This is a genomic window from Pseudomonas sp. BP01 (genome assembly GCF_022760795.1).
Classification (GTDB): Bacteria; Pseudomonadota; Gammaproteobacteria; order Pseudomonadales; family Pseudomonadaceae; genus Aquipseudomonas; species Aquipseudomonas putida_Q.
The window spans coordinates 139,950-156,352 of sequence record NZ_JAFBKA010000011.1 but is presented as its reverse complement, the minus strand read 5'-3'; the positions used below and the strand labels follow the sequence as shown (position 1 = coordinate 156,352).

Sequence of the window (16,403 nt, the reverse complement as noted above, 5' to 3'; positions counted from 1 at the left end):
TGGGGTTAAACCGGGTAGATGCCGTTGCGGCGATCGATACGAGGAATTTCACGGCGGCTGTACAAGGCAAAGCGCTTGATCAACTCGTCACGCAGATCGTCCGGATCGATTACCGCTTCGAAGGAGAATTGATCAGCAGGATCGAACGCGTTGATGTCCTTGGCGTAGGCCTTCTGCTTTTCATCGATGAACGCAGCTCGCGCTTCACCTTCCAGGGCCTGGATCTCGTTGTAGTGGATGGCGTTGATGGCAGCTTCTGGGCCCATCAGGGCCGGCATTGCACCAGGTAAGGCGAGCTGTGCGTCTGGCATGGTCGGGCCGCCCGACATGCCAAGGTAGCCACCGCCGTAACCTTTGCGAACCATGACGGAGATCCGCGGCACCTTCGCTTCACAGACCGCATGCAGCAGCTTGGCGCCGTGACGAATGATCCCCGCCTTCTCGACGGCGCTACCAATCATGTAGCCACTGATGTCCTGCAGGAAAAGCAGTGGAATATTGAAGGCGTTGCACGCCCAGATGAAACGGGTAGCTTTGTCTGCGCTGTCGTTGAACAGAACACCGCCTTTGTTCTTCGAGTTGTTCGCGATAATGCCGACAGGGCGGCCGCCCAGGTAAGCGAACGCGGTGTAGATCTCTTTGGCAAAGAGTGCCTTCATCTCAAAGATCGAGCCTTCATCGACCAGCGACTCAATGAGTTCCCTTACCTCAAACGGACGGTTCTGGTCTGCTGGAACGATTTCGGTAATCGAGCGTTTGGACGCAGGCTGTTTCGGTTCGCGCAGAGGAGGAAGCTGGCTGTTGTGGCTTGGGAAGAAACGGAGGTAGTCAGCAGCTGCCTTGAGCGCTTCTTCTTCATTTTGAGCCAGATAGTCGCCGAGCCCGCTCATAGCGCAGTGCATGCGAGCACCGCCCATTTGCTCTTCGGTTACCTTTTCGCCGATTGCTGCTTCAGCCAAGCGCGGAGAGCCCAGGTAAGCAGTTGCCTGTTTGTCGACCATGATGACCAGGTCGCACAATGCTGGCACATAGGCAGATCCGGCAGGTGATGGGCCGAACATGACGCAGACCTGGGGCACTACACCCGAAATTTGCACTTGCGTGTAGAAAATGTTGCCCCATGCAATCCGCCCGAGGTAGCAGTCAAATTGGCTGTCGATACGAGCGCCAGCACTGTCCACCAGGTAGATGATTGGCATCTTGGCATCGACAGCAATTTCTTGCATACGGACGATTTTGCGGAAGGTGTGGTAGCCCCAGGTGCCCGCTTTGACTGTCATGTCGTTTGCGATGACAGCGACTTCTTGGCCGTTGATCTTGCCAATTGCCGTTACCACCGCGTCTCCAGGCATGCCACGAGATGCGCCAACCAGCAGACCGTCCTCAAGGTATTCACCGTTGTCGAAGAGGATGTTGAGACGATCGCGAACCAAGATCTTGCCCTGAGCCTGGTGCTTTTCTTTTGCTTTGTCCGAACCGCCGGCGCGTGCGATTTCGACGCGGCGCTGCAATTCTTTTACGTTTTCGTAACCGCTCATGCCTTCACCTCTTTCTTGGCAAAAAATTTCTCGATACCGCGACGTAGCTCTTCGGAGCACATGAACGCAGGGCGCAGGCCGCGGGCCAGCTCCAAGCCTTCAATCAGGCCAACGGACGAGATTTTGTTGAATGCGTGCTTGCCCCGACGGACAGTGGCAGGCTCCAGTTGTGTGAAGGTTTTCACCAGCTGGTCTACCAGAGCGTCGATTTCATCAGCCGTGGAAACCTGATTCACGAGGCCCATGCGATAGGCCTCCTGAGCATCAATAGTTCGGCCGGTAAGGGCCAAATCCAGAGCGTTGCGCTCTCCCAAGCGACCCAGAAGCGCTGGGAGAATGAAAAGGGGGAAGAGGCCAATTTTCACTTCCGGAGAGCCGAACTTGGCGCCTTCGGTGCAATAGGCAAAGTCGCAGGCAGCGACTAAGCCGCATGCGCCAGCCATTGCGGGGCCGACGACGCGGGCAATTACTGGCTTGCTCAGGGTCGGGATTACGCTGAATAGGCGCTGCCAAGGTTCACCTGTTTCCCACAGCTGTGTACCGCCTGCGTCAACAGTGGAAAGAAATTCGTCGAGATCACCGCCGGAGGAGAAGCACTCACCTTCACCTGTGATGACGATGACTCGGATGTCCTGCTCACCATCCAGCTGTATCAACGTATCGACCAGATTGCTGGCAGTCGCGGTAGCAATCGCATTTCGCTTGGCAGGATTGCTCAGGATGATGGTGGCGCGTGGGCCTTGGCGCTCGACCAGGAGCTGCGTTGTGCTCAAGGGATTCTCCTTTTTTGTTTTACTAACCGTTGTTAGTTTTCGAGAATATAGCTAGGCTTTGTTTCCAGCACAAGCCTGGTCGTCGTTTTTCAGCTTTCCGCCGCGATACCCATAGATAGCGGCGCGCAAGCAGAGACGGACGTATCGATGCTAGTGACTTACAACTGTTAGTTTTAGGAGATGATCGTGACAGAACAAAAACTACTGATCGCGAATCGCGGCGAGATCGCATGCCGGGTGATTCGCTCCGCCAAAGCTCTCGGAATTCCTACCGTTGCGGTGTATTCCGAAGCAGATGCCGAATCTCAGCACGTGAAGGCTGCTGATGAGGCGTTTCTCATTGGCCCGTCCAAAGCGGCGGAAAGCTATCTAGATGCGGAGAAGGTGTTACGAGTTGCCAAAGAGAACGGTGTAACGCTGGTACACCCCGGCTATGGCTTCCTGTCTGAAAACACCGACTTCTCCGACGCTTGCGCTGCTGCCGGTATTACCTTCATTGGCCCAACCGCAGAAGTGATCAAGGCAATGGGGGACAAGCAGCGCTCCCGTCACTTGGCCATCAAGGCGGGCGTACCTGTGCAGCCCGCGGCAGAGAACGTTACTGCCGAAGATCCAGAAGCGCTGATCAACGCCGCCCGAGTGGTGGGTTACCCGCTCCTGGTTAAAGCGTCAGCGGGAGGTGGCGGTATCGGGCTGAAACCTGTTCATTCACCTGCTGACCTGGTTGAGGCGGTCGCTGCAACACAGCGTATGGCTGAGCGTGCTTTCGGCGACGGTACCGTCTTCCTGGAGAAGCTGATTGAAAGTGCTCGCCACATCGAAGTGCAGGTATTTGGCTTTGGCAACGGTGAGGCTGTGCACCTCTTTGAGCGCGATTGTTCGATCCAGCGCCGCTACCAAAAGGTGCTTGAAGAGTCTCCCGCGCCGAACGTGCCGTCGGATGTTCTAGCGCACATGGCTGAAGCTGCCGTGAACCTCGCCAAACTCTGCCGATACGATGGTGCCGGTACCGTAGAGTTTCTCTACGACGACAAATCGAAATCGTATTTCTTCCTTGAGATGAATACGCGTATTCAAGTAGAGCACCCTGTCACGGAGGCTGTGACTGGGGTAGACCTGGTTGAGGCTCAAATTCGTCATGCACTGGGGGAGGGCGTGGAGGCTGAGCTGAAGCAGCAATCGATCCAGCGCCATGGGCACGCCATTGAGGCCCGTCTCTACGCGGAGTCTCCTGAGAAGAAGTTCATGCCTGCTCCAGGCCTGATCGAAGAGCTTGAGGTGCCTCAGGTAGAGGGTGTTCGCATTGATGGCGGATTCGTAGCTGGTGATCGAATCACGCCTTTCTACGATCCGATGATCATGAAAATCATCGCGCATGGCAAAAACCGTGCAGAAGCAGTTTCGCGCCTCCAAAAAGCACTCACAGAACTCAAAATTTCTGGCCTCAAAACCAATCGCCAGTTCCTGCTCCGTGTGTTGGCTGAGCCTGCCTATCTCGAGGCAAAGGTTCACACTCGCTTCATCGATGAGCACAGCGAAAGCCTGTTCGCTGTCGCAGCAGAACAACCAGCTTAAGAGGAGATCGTCATGGCTGTTACTACTCCCAACGTGCCGGGCATCGAAGGCCTCTCTGAGTTGGCATCGCGCTACATCAACGTTGAATCACTCCCATGGAAGCCCACGCCCACACCCGGCATCGACATGAAAATTCTCCTGCAGGATAAGGAGAGCGGGCTTCTCACTGCGCTGTTCCGCTGGGCTCCTGGAACCCGCCTGCCTTTACATGAGCATGTCGAGGTGGAGCAAACCTACGTACTGGAGGGCAGCATCGTAGATGACGAGGGTGAGGTCGTCGCAGGCGACTTCGTTTGGCGCCCTCGTGGCAATCAGCATCTGGCACGTTCGCCGAATGGGGCGCTGGTGCTTTCCTTCTTCCTTCGCCCGAACAAGTTCCTGGAAGGCGTACACGCTGGTCAGAATCTGGAGTAAACAAATGAGCGACCTGCCAAAGAAAATTTGGATCAACGAAGAGGGGCCACGTGAGGGGTTCCAGATCGAAGCCAATCCTATCCCACTGCATCGAAAGGCTGAGCTGATTGAGGCTCTAGCTGAGACGGGGCTGAAGCAAATTGACTGCGTTTCGTTCGTCAATCCGAAACGCGTTCCAGGGATGGCTGATGCTGATGAGCTAGCTGCTGCTATCAACAAGAAGCCTGGCGTACGCTACACAGGTCTCTGGCTGAACCAGCAGGGGTTAGAGCGCGCTTACAAATCTCAGCTGGATATCATCGGGGCTATCCGTGTAACTGCGTCGGAAGCTTTTTCAGTCAACAACACGAACAAGAACATCGAGCAGACGCTCGATGAGCAGCGCGCTTGGCTGAAGTCGTACGCAGAGCATGATGTTCCGGTTGAGTGGGGCTACGTCATGACTGCTTTCGGGTGCAACTACGAGGGCTATATGCCCATCCCGCAGGTTGTCCGAATGGTAGGCGAGGTGCTGGATCTGGCGACCGAAGCAGATGTACAGCTCAAGGGTGTGTACCTTGCTGACACCGTTGGCTGGGCAAATCCATTGATGATGGAAAGGACAATAGGCGCCGTTCGCGAGAGGTGGCCTGACCTCGCGTTAGGTCTCCACCTCCACGACACCCGAGGGACAGGCTTGGCGAATGTTTATGCGGCGCTCAAGCTGGGTGTTGCGAAATACGATAGCTCCTGTGCTGGCCTGGGTGGCTGCCCATTCGCAGGCCATCGCGGCGCTGCAGGAAACATCTGCACCGAAGACCTCGTGTTCATGTGTGAGGAGATGGGGATCGAAACTGGCGTCAATCTCGACGCCTTGATCGAAGTCGCAAATCTTGCAGAGGATATCTTCGGCCGTCAGCTGCCGGGCAAGGTCATGCACGGTGGTAGCTTGGGGCGCTACAAAAAGGCGTAACGCAATCAAGATGTAAAAAACCCCACCTTCGAGGTGGGGTTTTTGATTCAGCTGGATTTAAATCCTACCATTCTGAGCGACAGTTCGATGTGCTGCCGCTCCAGCTCCTCAAGTCCGAGCTTGCCCCCCGGCTGATACCAGGTGCAGATGCCGGTCAGCATGGAGATCAGTGCTTTGGTTGTGAGGTTGCAGTCAGAGACATCGAAGATTCCTTCCTTCACACCATCCTCGATGATTTGACGAACCCGACGCTCGTACTCTGAGCGCAAGCGGGTAACCATGCGGTAATTATCCTCATCCAGGCTGCGAAGCTCCATGTTGCCGATGAAGACCTCTTTGCGGCGCTCAGTATGGAAATGCAGATGCACACCTACCATGGCCTCAAAACGCTGGTATGTGGATGGCTGAAGATCCACCTTTTCCGTGAATTCCATCAGGAGATCACGCATCACGGCCTTGAGGACGGTAGCTAAGAACTCTTGCTTGTTGCTGAAGTAGTTGTAGAGGGAGGCAGCTTTGATGCCCACCTGCTCAGCAAGGGTTCTCAGGGTCATCGCCTCGTAGCCGTACTTGGCAATCAACTCCACGCCGGCGGTGTGAATGGCTAATTCGGTGACTTCTCGTTTCGCGCCTACGGGTCGCATCAGGTAAATGTCTCTATATGAATGGGAGGGCGGCTTAGCGGGTCAGATAGCCACCATCCACAGGAACCATCGCGCCAGTAATATAGCTTGCCAGGTGTGAGGTCAAGAACACTGCCGGCCCTACCAGCTCGTGCGGTTCGCCCGTACGCCCCATAGGCACGTGACTAAGGAATGCCTCAAGCTTGCTAGGATCTTGCCGTGTCTCTTGCGACATAGCCGTCGGGAACGAGCCTGGAGCGAGACCATTTACACGGATCCCGTCAACGGCCAGTTCAGATGCCAGAGCCTTAGTAAATTGCAAGACTGCGCCTTTGGATGTCACGTAGCTGGATAGTGAGGCCAGGCCGGATGTGAAGCTGTGGATGGAGCCGATGTTGAGAACTGAGCCTTTCGTTTCTTTTAAATGGGGTAGGAAGGCATGGGTGACATTGAACATGCCGTTTACATTCACTGCCATGGTTCGACGCCACTGTTCAGGGCTCTTGTCGCTGGCGAATGGAGCGCGGAAGAGTAGGCCAGCATTGTTGATCAACGCCGTGATACTGCCGATTTCACGCTTTACGAGTTCCGAGAGGGCGGTACAAGCAGCCTCGTCACAGATATCGAGGGCGAATGCATGAGCCTTACCACCTTTGTCGCATATGGCTTTAGCTGTCCCTGAGGCAGTGTTCATGTCAATGTCGGTCACGATGACGGTCGCCCCAGCTGTAGCAAAACCATGGGCGAGGGATGCGCCATTCCCTCGGCCGCCCCCTGTGATCAGTACGATTGCATCATCAAGGCGTAGTGAAAGGTCAAGCATGGTGAGTCCTCGTCTTGTTTTTGGAATAGGAAACTAACGAGCGTTATTTTTAGCCCCTTTAGGTCGAATTACAAGGCCTGCAGGCGATTCATGCTCTGAATTTCGCGCCGGGCCGCTCCTTCCCGTAGGCCTTTTCGTTCTAAAAACCCTGCATTTTCCCTCTTGCAAACTAACACAGGTTAGTTATTCTGGGCGTCCAGACAGCTCGGACGCTGCGTGGACATCTGCGCGCTTGGGGCTTCAAAACAATTACAAGAGGATTTTTCATGTCTAGCCGTATGCTGCTGGGTGGTCACATCACCCATAACGCCAAGCGCTTTCCAGAGAAGGTGGCCCTCATCGACAAGGCAGGTCGGACTACCTATTCGGAGTTCGAGTCGGGCGCTAACCAGGTCGGGCACTCGCTCCTGGCACAAGGCGTGGTTCATGGCGACAAGGTAGCGTTTCTCGCAAGCTCAAGCCGTCAGTGGGTTGAAGCGTTCTATGGTGTCGTCAAGATCGGTGCAGTCGCTGTGCCGCTGAATTATCGAGAGACGCCTGAGCAGATTCTGATGATGCTGGAGGACAGCGGCTCAAAAGTCTTGTTCGTGTCTGAACAGCACGTAGAGGCATTTGGCCCACTCCTGGAGTCATTGGCACTGCCTATCGTGAGACTCGAGTCGTTGAGTGCCTTCAAAGGTAACAGCACCAACCTACCTCATGCCGCAGAGGCCCTCAGCGAGCATGATCCAGCCGTGATCCTATACACCGGCGGCACTACAGGTCGTTCGAAAGGTGTACTGCTCAGCCACTCGAACCTTTTCTGGAACTCGCTGAACGAGATTATCGACACCGACATGGAGGAGGGCGACAACACCCTGATTGCGACTCCTCTGCACCACTCAGCAGCGCTCAATTGCTGGCTCCTTCCACATCTGTATCTGGGAGCCACTGCAACCTTGCTGGAAAAATATGCCACCGAAGACGTGTTGAAAGTCATCAACAAGGAACGCGTCACCAACACCTTCATGCCTCCATCATTGGCACGTGAGTTCGTCCTGCATCCTCTCGCGAAAGAATTGGATGTGAGCTCCATGACCCGTTGGTATGTAGGCAGTGGGATTCTGACTGCAAATGATCGCGGCGCAATGAAAGCGTGCATCCCAGGCGTGAAAATCTACTACCAATACGGTCTTACGGAGGCAGGCCCGATCGCTACGGTCTTGAAGGAAGAGGACTATGAGCGCGCCCGTGGCTCGATCGGTCGTGCCTTTCAGAACGTTGAGGTGGCCATCGTCGACGACAAGGGCAATGTGGCGCCACCAGGTGAAATCGGTGAGATCGTACTTCGTGGGCCAACTGTGATGCTTGGCTATCACAATCGTCCAGACGCAACAGCGGACGCCATCGATCAGGACGGTTGGCTGCACACTGGTGACCTGGCGCATATGGACTCGAATGGCTTTGTGTACTTCTACGACCGTCTGAAGGACATGATCAAAACCGGCGGGCTGAACGTGTATTCCCAAGAAGTTGAGGCAGTGCTGGCCAAGCATGAGCACGTCCGCGAGGTAGCTGTCATCGGTTTGAACAATGAGCGTTGGGGTGAGGAAGTCACCGCTATCGTTGTGCTGCACGATGGCGTGGCTGGCAGTGCTGAACTGCTTGTTGCTCACGCTCGGGAGCACTTGGCGAGCTATCAGCTTCCTAAGCGGGTTGAATTCATCGCTTACGCAGACATGCCGTTCAACCATAACGGCAAGATTCTCAAGCGTGAACTTCGTCAACGTTTTGAGCCACAAGGCTGAGGCTGATTATGGCAATCGATTTTGAAAAACAAGGCCGAGTGGCGCTGGTTACGATCAACCGCCCCCAGGCCATGAATGCAATCGACCTGAACACACACCTTGCCTTCCGCGAAATCTGGTCAAGGATCAATCAGGATGACGACATCCACGTTGTCGTACTGACGGGCGCGGGATCCAAAGCGTTTTGTTCGGGAGCGGACATTGGGACGTTCTTGCCGTACCTGCGGGAGCGGGCGCTCAAGGAAATCGATGATGGCGATTTCTGCGGCATTAACCGCGGTTCTCCGACCACTAAGCCGATCATCGCTGCCATCAATGGACTGGCCTATGCTGGCGGGCTTGAGATTGCTCTGGCATGCGACCTGCGAATTGCGGTGGATTACGCAAAGTTCGCTCTTCCAGAGCCACGTTGGGGGGTGATCGCAGGTGCCGGCGGAGTCACTCGCCTATCCAGGGTGGTTCCGAGCGCGTTAGCTACGCACATGGTGCTCACTGGGGAGCCGATTACTGCTGAGCGGGCACTGGCCGACGGTTTGGTAAGTGAGCTCACTTCCTCTGAAAACCTACTGTCCAGAGCGATGGAAATCGCCCACGGCATTACTAAAAACGGCCCACTGGCAGTGCGTGCGTCGCTTCAGGTAATCCGGCGCGGCGCTGACTGTGGCTTGGATGCAGCTCTTGAGCTTGAGCGCACGGCTTTCCGAAGAATCCTCATGAGTGAAGACTTCAAGGAAGGCATAGCTGCATTCACTGAGAAGCGTGAGCCTGCCTATAAGGGCCAGTAGAGGGGATGTCACCTTCGTTGCAGGTGCATTGGCGGCGGCTTAATCAATTTCCACTGCCGCCAGTGCTTGAGCAACACCTTATTGAGGCGAGGGTCGATGAGTACACCTGCAGAGAGCTTGGCCGCCATCTTCGCATTGGAGGAGGTGGAGGCAAATGTATTTAGGGGTGAAAGCCAAGATCTGAGATTGCCTCAGCTATTTGGCGGACAGGTTCTAGGCCAAGCCGCTATGGCCATGACCCGCACCGTGCTGGCGGACAAAAAGCTGCATTCACTCCACGGCTACTTCGTCAGGCCAGGACGTGCTAACGCACCTGTGATGTATGAAGTTGAAACCATCCAGGATGGGAGGAGCTTCAGCCGCAGACGACTGACTGCCTGGCAGGATTCCAAGGTCATATTCGTGGGCGATGGTTCATTCCATATTGTGGAGGAGGGCATGCAACACCAGCATGCTGCCCCAGTGGTTCCTCCACCTGAGAGCCTGCCGACCGAGTTGGAGCTCTTGGACGGTAAAAGGGAGCTGATTGCCGAAATCCGTTCGCGCTATGAGGTGGCCGAGGCTATAGAAATACGTCCGGTTGAACCGATTGATCCCAGTAACCCAATCCAGCATGCGCCCAATAAAAGTTTCTGGTTTCGATGTGGATCTATCGAAACTCGCGATTCGGATGTACATCGTAGTTTGCTGGCTTATGCCAGTGACACTGCATTGTTGATCACGTCGTTGCTACCTCATGGCGTGTCAGATATGCAAGATGACATGCGAGTTGCGAGCCTCGATCATGCTATATGGTTCCATTCCGATTGTTATGTTGACGACTGGTTGTTGTACTCAACAGATAGCCCATGGAGTGGCGCAGGTCGTGGTCTAGCGCGAGGTCTCCTGTTCGATCGACATGGGAAGCTGGTTGCGTCTGTAGCACAAGAGGGTCTAATCAGAAGACTCTGAGCTTTCTCAAACGGCGGCCACCTGCTTGGTGGTTGCTGTTTTTTACGACCCCACCAAAAATCTCCTATCTTAAAAATAATAAGTGACACCTCCAGGGTGTCATCAGGGAAGGAAAAATAAAAATGAACCCTAGTTCTGCGCCATTTTATATGAGTGCATCATTTGCATGCATTCTGCTTTCTGCCAACCCGCTTACTTCGTACGCCGCTGATCAATCTACTTCACCATGGATGCTGGGTAATTGGCAGGGGGGTAGGGACGAGCTCCACAGCAAGGGGTTGGATTTTGATATTAACTATCGGAGCGATAGCGCCTATAACGCCTCTGGCGGTTACAATAAAAACAAAAAAGTTGCTTATGCTGACCAATACATGCTTTCTGTTGCAGCTGATCTCGGCAAAATTTTAGGAGCGCGCCCTAGTAAGGCAGTCCTGACATTGATTGATCGGAACGGACAGGAGCTTGCCAAAGAGCGTTTGACCGACCCTCGCTCAGGTTCTTTGACTCAGACGCAAAATGTTTACGGTCGCGGCAGTGTCACAAGGCTATCGCAGCTGTATTACGAACTGGAGATTCAGAGGCCATCTTCCTACTTTCGAGTTGGGCGATTCGGCCCTGAAGAGTTTGGGCAATTTGATTGCGATTTTCAAAACCTAATTTTTTGTGGAAATTCAGGCGGAAACTGGCACGGAGATGATTGGTATAATTTCCCAATCGGACAATGGGCTACCGCGTTGAAGCTCAAGATACAAGATGACGTGGATTTCCAAATCGGAGTGTTCGAACAGAACCCTACACTCCTGGAAAATGATAATGCGTTCAAAATGAATATGAGCGGTGCTGAAGGTGCACTGATTCCGTTTGAGGTTATCTGGTCACCAAAGAAAGCTTTTTTTGGACGCCCTGGAGAATTTAGATTGGGCGCATTCTACAACACCACAGATGCGGATGACCTTCGTTACAACAGTGATGGCCGAGAGCATGCATATGAGCCTGATAGTCGCTTCGAATCTCACCGCGGTCGAAAAGGCTGGTGGTATGTAATCCGGCAGACGGTCGGGGCGATCGATGAAGATCCTCAGCGCGGCATTGAGGTGTTTTCAGAGGGGTTCTGGAATGATAGAGATACAGGGGCGGTTGCGAATCACTATAATATTGGTGTAATCATAAAAGGCCCATTCGCATCAAGACCACAAGATTCCATCGGACTCGCTGTTGGTGGACTCAGTCTTTCTTCAAATGTCACAAAGTACCAACGCGAAGTCAATAACTATAATAGAATCTCTGATTTTGATAATCCCCTTTACATGCCAGTGCAAACAGATGAGTACAGCAGTGAGCTTTACTACGGCGTCAAGGTTACAAACTGGCTTACTGTGAGGCCAAATCTGCAGTACATAGTCCACCCAGGAGGTGTGGATAAGGTCGATGATGCCTTTGTAATGGGGCTGATGATACGTGCGAGTTTCTAGCAAGTTTGCGGCTGAAAGCGGGAAGCATTGAGCTTGCCGCTTTCGTTTAATGCTAGCGCTGCAGGGTTGTAGTTTGTAGGTGCGCTAAGAAGCTCTGCAGCTCCCTGCTGCGCATCGTGCCCTTGCGCAGAATGACTCCATACGGGGGGAGACCCTCTATCACGTGGCCCGGTAGCACCTTGATCAGTCCGGTACGCACATGGTCATGGATGACGGCTTCGCTTAGAACCATGATCGAGTCTGTCAATTGAATCAATTGCAACATCGCCCAGATGGATGAGCATTCAATTGTTTTTGTTGGAGGTAATAAATCCTGATCTGCCCACCATCGCTCCAAAGCCTTACGGCCTGGACTAGCGGCTGGTTGTAACAGCCATGTCCATTGGCGAACCATTTCCTCCATGTGAGTAGGTTGTTTCCCTGCGAGCGGGTGGTCGCTACGAACAGCGACTACCAGGCGATCATTGCCTAATGGCTCAAACTCAAATCGCGAACGATCACTGGGCGCACTCAAGCGAGCAATCGCGACATCTAGTCGTTCTTGTTCCAGCATTTCAATAAGCAAGTCACTGGTGTCGCTCATCATCCTTACCCCCAAGTGAGGAGAAATTTGCTTGAGAGCGGCTATGGTCGTAACAACACGATCTAGAGCGCCACCCATAACGACCCCGACAGCTAGATGACCAAACCCTCCTTCAGCTCGTGCAGTAAGATCTTCGACGCAGCGATCAAGGCTGTTCAAGGCGGAGTGTGCAAATTTGAGTAACTCCTCACCAACTGGAGTGGGCACCACCCCTCGAGGTTGTCGATCAAAAAGAGCACATCCGAAGGCATCTTCCACTTCCTGCAACATTCGCGTGAGCGTTGGCTGCGACATGTTCAAGGTCTCTGCTGCGCGATGAAGGTTCTGACTGGCCCCCAGCGTGACTAGCATGTAGAGATGTCGATACTTTAAGCGCTTGAAAAGGCTATGAGTTTTGGTGCTTGGATTGGCAGGTAGCTGATTCATGGCATTTCGACATTGTTTTTATGTGATTCGATTTGCGTATCAATAAAGCAAAAAAACCCATTAGTCAAACATCGCTTCCATGGCTAGGGTTGCCTCAGTGCGCGAGAGGGGGCAGTACACCCACTTCTCCAGGACGGTACGTCTGGCTGCGCCACACTGCACATTGCTGGGTCAATAACAAAAAGGAAAAGCCATCTATGTCGCAACAAAATTTCACCTTAGAACAGCGCCTGCAACGACTGGAAGATCGAGAAAAAATTAAGGAGCTTAAATTCAAGTATGCTTTTCACTTGGATAACGGATACAGTCCTCAGCATATTGCGGATTTGTTTGCTGAGGATGGCGAGTGGATCATCAAAGGTGTTGGTGGTGATGTGAAGGGGCGAGCCGCAATTAGAGGGCACTGTAGTAATCTGAGTAGGCAAATATCTTGGAGTCAACACGATATATTCTCTCCTCGAATAGAAATAAGCGAGCAGGGCGATCGCGCAATTGCTCACTTCAATCTCGTTTGCCTCTTAACGATGCGTACCGAAAATGCACCCCAGGGTGAGGCATTCTTGCTTGCCGGAAACTATACCGATCACTTGATAAAAGTGGGGGGCGATTGGTTGTTTCAGTCAATGACAGGAACGATCGAGCAGTCGTCTCCTTGGTCAGCGGGTTGGGTTGAAGCGTCCTTCAAGAAAGAATCTTGGTGATTTCTGATCAAAGAATTGACAGTCGAGGTAGAAATGACGTTGCTAACTCCGTTTGACCTTGCAGGATTATCGCTCAGTTCTCGCGTAGTGATGGCGCCAATGACCCGCTCTCGCGCGAAAGATACCGTCCCTGACGCCAGCACTGCCGAATATTACCGCCAGCGCGCCAGTGCAGGTTTGTTGATCACTGAAGGATCGCAGATCAGCCAAGAGGGCCAAGGGTACCTTTTTACACCAGGGATCTTTTCGCCGGCTCAAGTAGAAGGTTGGAGCAAGGTTACCGAGGCAGTACATGAAGAGGGTGGACGAATCTTCATTCAGCTTTGGCATGTCGGTCGTATTTCGCACACATCGTTGCAGCCATCTGGACAGGCACCCGTGTCCTCCGTAGACACTTTGGCAGAAAACACCACTTGCTATGGCTATGGCCCAGACGGCGAGCCTGGGCAGGTGCAGGTCACCAAGCCACGCGCGCTGACCACCGAAGAAATCGCTCGAGTATCCAATGATTTTGTAACGGCTGCTCAAAATGCGATCAAGGCGGGTTTTGATGGCGTCGAAATTCACGGAGCCAACGGATACATTTTCGAGCAGTTCATCAATGGTGGTCTCAACACCCGTACTGATCAGTACGGCGGTGGCATTGAAAACAGGCTTCGATTCCTCCTGGAGACTGTAGACCTATTGTCGCAAGCGATTGGCAGCAATCGTATCGGTTTACGTATTGCCCCTTTCGGTCGCCTTTCAGCGATGCCTGCGTTCTCCGATGAGCGAGAAACCTGGTTAGCTGCAGCGAAGGCCTTGAGCTCTCGAAACCTCGCATACCTGCACCTTAGCGATCAGGATTCTCTTTGTGGAAACCTCCTCAATCGCTCGTTTGTCAGGGAGCTGCGCGACGCCTACCAAGGTACTGTGATGTTCGCAGGCTCTCTGACGCTGGAGGTTGCTCAGTCAATGTTGGACGAGGGCCTTATCGATTTGGCTGCTTTTGGAAGGCCCTTTATCTCCAACCCGGATCTGGTGGATCGCTTTCGGAGCGGCTACGCGTTAACACCATTTGATCGCTCGACATTCTACGGTGGTGGCGACAGAGGCTACATCGACTACCCCGTAGCCCAACCAGCGTGATGGCCCACTAAGGACTATTGAGCAGTGAAAGCAGCGCGGTCGGAAGACCCGCTGCTTTTTTTCGACTCTATTGACGCACGCAGGAGCAAACGAGGTTGTGCGATTTGATTTTTGCATCGAATGGCGCAGTTTTTCCATTGGCCAAGCATCGCAGGATTGTTTAGGTTCGTTAGCGGCACTCAAAATACAACATGAGGTTTCTCTAAAGCCTCAAAAGCCGGAGCTAGACGCTATGCCTGCGCAACATTTGATCGACCTCTCTCGTCCCGCAATTTCAGCAGAGGCCACGAGTTTCCTGGGTAGCTCCCATCGTCTTTTCATCGATGGTCAGTGGCTTGAAGCGCGAAGCGGTCAGAGAAGGAAAGTGTATGACCCCGCAACTGGGCAGGTCATTGCGGAAGTCGCCGACGCCGACCAGGAAGACGTCGAGAAGGCAATCCTGGCTGCTCGAAAATCTTTCGATGGTGGTGCTTGGCGTAAGCTGTCGGGTTCTGAAAGAAGCAAGGTGCTGTGGCGTATTGGAGACCTGATAGACAAATACTCGCAGGAGTTGGCTGAGCTTGAAGTGCTTGATGAAGGTTCGCCATACGGCATCGTGAAAGACGCCTACGTGCGTAACTCTGCGGAGCATTTCCGCTATTACTCCGGATGGTGCACCAAGCTGAATGGGCTTTCTGTGCCTGTCGGACTTGCAGGTGAATGGCATGCCTATACCACTCATGAGCCAGTTGGTGTGGTCGGCCAGATTATCCCCTGGAACGTCCCACTGCTGATGGCTGCCTGGAAGCTGGCTCCTGCGCTCGCGGCTGGCTGCTCGATCGTGCTTAAGCCGGCTGAAGACACTCCACTTACTGCACTGCGCCTTGCTGCAATTTGCGAGGAGGCCGGTCTGCCACCAGGGACATTGAATGTCATCACGGGGGATGGCCGCTGTGGCGCTGCTTTGGTCAACAGTCCGCTTGTAGACAAAATCGCATTCACTGGCAGCACTGCCACTGGCAAAGCCATTGCCGCGGCAGCGGCAAAAACTTTGAAGCGTGTCACTCTCGAGCTTGGGGGTAAAAGCCCAGTGATCGTCTTCCCGGATGCTGATTTGTCGACTGCCATTCCAGGCGTAGCTCAAGCGGTCATGCTGAACAGCGGTCAAGCATGTACTGCAGGCTCGCGTCTTTATATTCATGAAGACGTCTATGACGATGTCATCAATGGTGTCGCTGAATTCGTATCGCAGATGAAGCTTGGTCACGGCCTGAACCGTGCCACGCAACTGGGGCCACTGATTTCCCAGCGCCAGCTGAGTCGAGTGAGTGAGCTGGTGCGTGCGGGAGTGAAGGAGGGGGCCAAGGTCGTCTGTGGCGCCAGTGAGATTGGCGGGGATGGCTTCTTCTATCAGCCCACGCTACTCGCAGATGTTCAGCCCGGAATGACGGTCTATCGCGAGGAAATTTTTGGCCCTGTGATTTCGGCGATGAAGATCTCGAATCAGAGCTTGGACGACCTCGCGCGCGAGGCCAACAACACCGAGTACGGCCTTGCAGCAAGTATCTGGACTCAGAACGTTAGCCAAGCACATGCGCTGGCTGCTCGTATCCGTGCGGGCATCATCTGGGTGAACAGCCATAACCAGATCGACCCTTCGCTGCCTTTTGGTGGTTTCAAAGAGTCTGGCATTGGGCGAGAAATGGGCCTTCATGGGCTTGAGCATTACACCGAGACCAAGTCGGTAGCAGTTCTGCTCAAGAGTTAATACCTGTTGCCCGGGAACCTGCTTGCCCGGGCTACATACGACGACACAGCACGCGGCTCCTGGAGCATCACTTCGTGATGAGCCCGGGGGCCTTTCGCTGCGTAAGCTCTCCAAGCGCGAAAAAA

15 protein-coding genes are annotated in these 16,403 nt (G+C 53.8%); 10 read left to right on the top strand and 5 right to left on the bottom strand.

Going from position 1 to position 16,403, the window contains the following annotated elements; genetic code table 11:
* Positions 1-5: 5 nt before the first annotated feature.
* Both JOY50_RS12440 and JOY50_RS12435 read right to left on the bottom strand, forming a co-directional pair.
* Positions 6-1,538 (bottom strand): acyl-CoA carboxylase subunit beta, encoded by a 1,533-nt coding sequence (locus JOY50_RS12440; protein WP_243055283.1) that lies wholly within the window; start codon positions 1,536-1,538, stop codon positions 6-8.
* Positions 1,535-2,311, bottom strand: a complete 777-nt coding sequence (locus tag JOY50_RS12435; RefSeq protein ID WP_243055282.1) for an enoyl-CoA hydratase/isomerase family protein — start codon at positions 2,309-2,311, stop codon at positions 1,535-1,537. The genes JOY50_RS12440 and JOY50_RS12435 overlap by 4 nt, the downstream gene beginning before the upstream one ends.
* A 186-nt stretch (positions 2,312-2,497) precedes the next feature.
* Between JOY50_RS12435 and JOY50_RS12430 the strand changes: the two genes are divergently transcribed.
* From JOY50_RS12430 to JOY50_RS12420, 3 genes are read left to right on the top strand one after another with little or no spacing between them, the layout of a single operon-like run.
* Positions 2,498-3,886 (top strand): acetyl/propionyl/methylcrotonyl-CoA carboxylase subunit alpha, encoded by a 1,389-nt coding sequence (locus JOY50_RS12430; protein WP_243055281.1) that lies wholly within the window; start codon positions 2,498-2,500, stop codon positions 3,884-3,886.
* 12 nt (positions 3,887-3,898) lie between these two features.
* A complete protein-coding gene (locus JOY50_RS12425; RefSeq protein ID WP_047602701.1) occupies positions 3,899-4,300 on the top strand; it encodes a cupin domain-containing protein in 402 nt (133 codons plus the stop codon).
* Positions 4,301-4,304: 4 nt separating this feature from the next.
* On the top strand, positions 4,305-5,252 hold the full coding sequence (locus JOY50_RS12420) for a hydroxymethylglutaryl-CoA lyase (protein ID WP_243055280.1): 948 nt from the start codon (positions 4,305-4,307) through the stop codon (positions 5,250-5,252).
* Between the two features lie 47 nt (positions 5,253-5,299).
* On the opposite strand, the gene JOY50_RS12415 is transcribed toward JOY50_RS12420, so the two are convergent.
* Positions 5,300-5,896 (bottom strand): TetR/AcrR family transcriptional regulator, encoded by a 597-nt coding sequence (locus JOY50_RS12415; protein WP_243055279.1) that lies wholly within the window; start codon positions 5,894-5,896, stop codon positions 5,300-5,302.
* 34 nt (positions 5,897-5,930) lie between these two features.
* Entirely contained in the window at positions 5,931-6,698 is a 768-nt protein-coding gene (locus JOY50_RS12410; RefSeq protein WP_243055278.1) for an SDR family NAD(P)-dependent oxidoreductase, read from the bottom strand.
* A 266-nt stretch (positions 6,699-6,964) separates the two neighbouring features.
* Between JOY50_RS12410 and JOY50_RS12405 the strand changes: the two genes are divergently transcribed.
* From JOY50_RS12405 to JOY50_RS12390, 4 genes are all read left to right on the top strand, one after another.
* Entirely contained in the window at positions 6,965-8,485 is a 1,521-nt protein-coding gene (locus JOY50_RS12405; protein WP_243055277.1) for a class I adenylate-forming enzyme family protein, read from the top strand.
* Between the two features lie 8 nt (positions 8,486-8,493).
* Entirely contained in the window at positions 8,494-9,270 is a 777-nt protein-coding gene (locus JOY50_RS12400; RefSeq protein WP_243055276.1) for an enoyl-CoA hydratase/isomerase family protein, read from the top strand.
* Between the two features lie 96 nt (positions 9,271-9,366).
* A complete protein-coding gene (locus tag JOY50_RS12395; RefSeq protein WP_243055275.1) occupies positions 9,367-10,221 on the top strand; it encodes an acyl-CoA thioesterase II in 855 nt (284 codons plus the stop codon).
* A 122-nt stretch (positions 10,222-10,343) separates the two neighbouring features.
* Positions 10,344-11,693: a carbohydrate porin gene (locus JOY50_RS12390; RefSeq protein WP_243055274.1), complete on the top strand. Its 1,350-nt coding sequence runs from the start codon at positions 10,344-10,346 to the stop codon at positions 11,691-11,693.
* Positions 11,694-11,745: 52 nt separating this feature from the next.
* Here the strand turns inward: JOY50_RS12390 and JOY50_RS12385 are convergent, their stop codons facing one another.
* Positions 11,746-12,702 (bottom strand): LysR family transcriptional regulator, encoded by a 957-nt coding sequence (locus tag JOY50_RS12385; protein WP_243055273.1) that lies wholly within the window; start codon positions 12,700-12,702, stop codon positions 11,746-11,748.
* A gap of 197 nt (positions 12,703-12,899) precedes the next feature.
* Between JOY50_RS12385 and JOY50_RS12380 the strand changes: the two genes are divergently transcribed.
* The 3 genes from JOY50_RS12380 (at position 12,900) to JOY50_RS12370 (ending at position 16,278) form a co-directional block, all read left to right on the top strand.
* Positions 12,900-13,403 (top strand): nuclear transport factor 2 family protein, encoded by a 504-nt coding sequence (locus JOY50_RS12380; RefSeq protein ID WP_243055272.1) that lies wholly within the window; start codon positions 12,900-12,902, stop codon positions 13,401-13,403.
* Between the two features lie 33 nt (positions 13,404-13,436).
* Positions 13,437-14,531, top strand: coding sequence for an alkene reductase (locus JOY50_RS12375; protein WP_243055271.1), 1,095 nt, complete (start codon positions 13,437-13,439; stop codon positions 14,529-14,531).
* Between the two features lie 97 nt (positions 14,532-14,628).
* The gene (locus JOY50_RS12370) at positions 14,629-16,278 is read left to right on the top strand and encodes an aldehyde dehydrogenase (RefSeq protein WP_284353520.1); all 1,650 of its coding nucleotides are present in this window, start codon (positions 14,629-14,631) and stop codon (positions 16,276-16,278) included.
* Positions 16,279-16,403 lie beyond the last annotated feature (125 nt).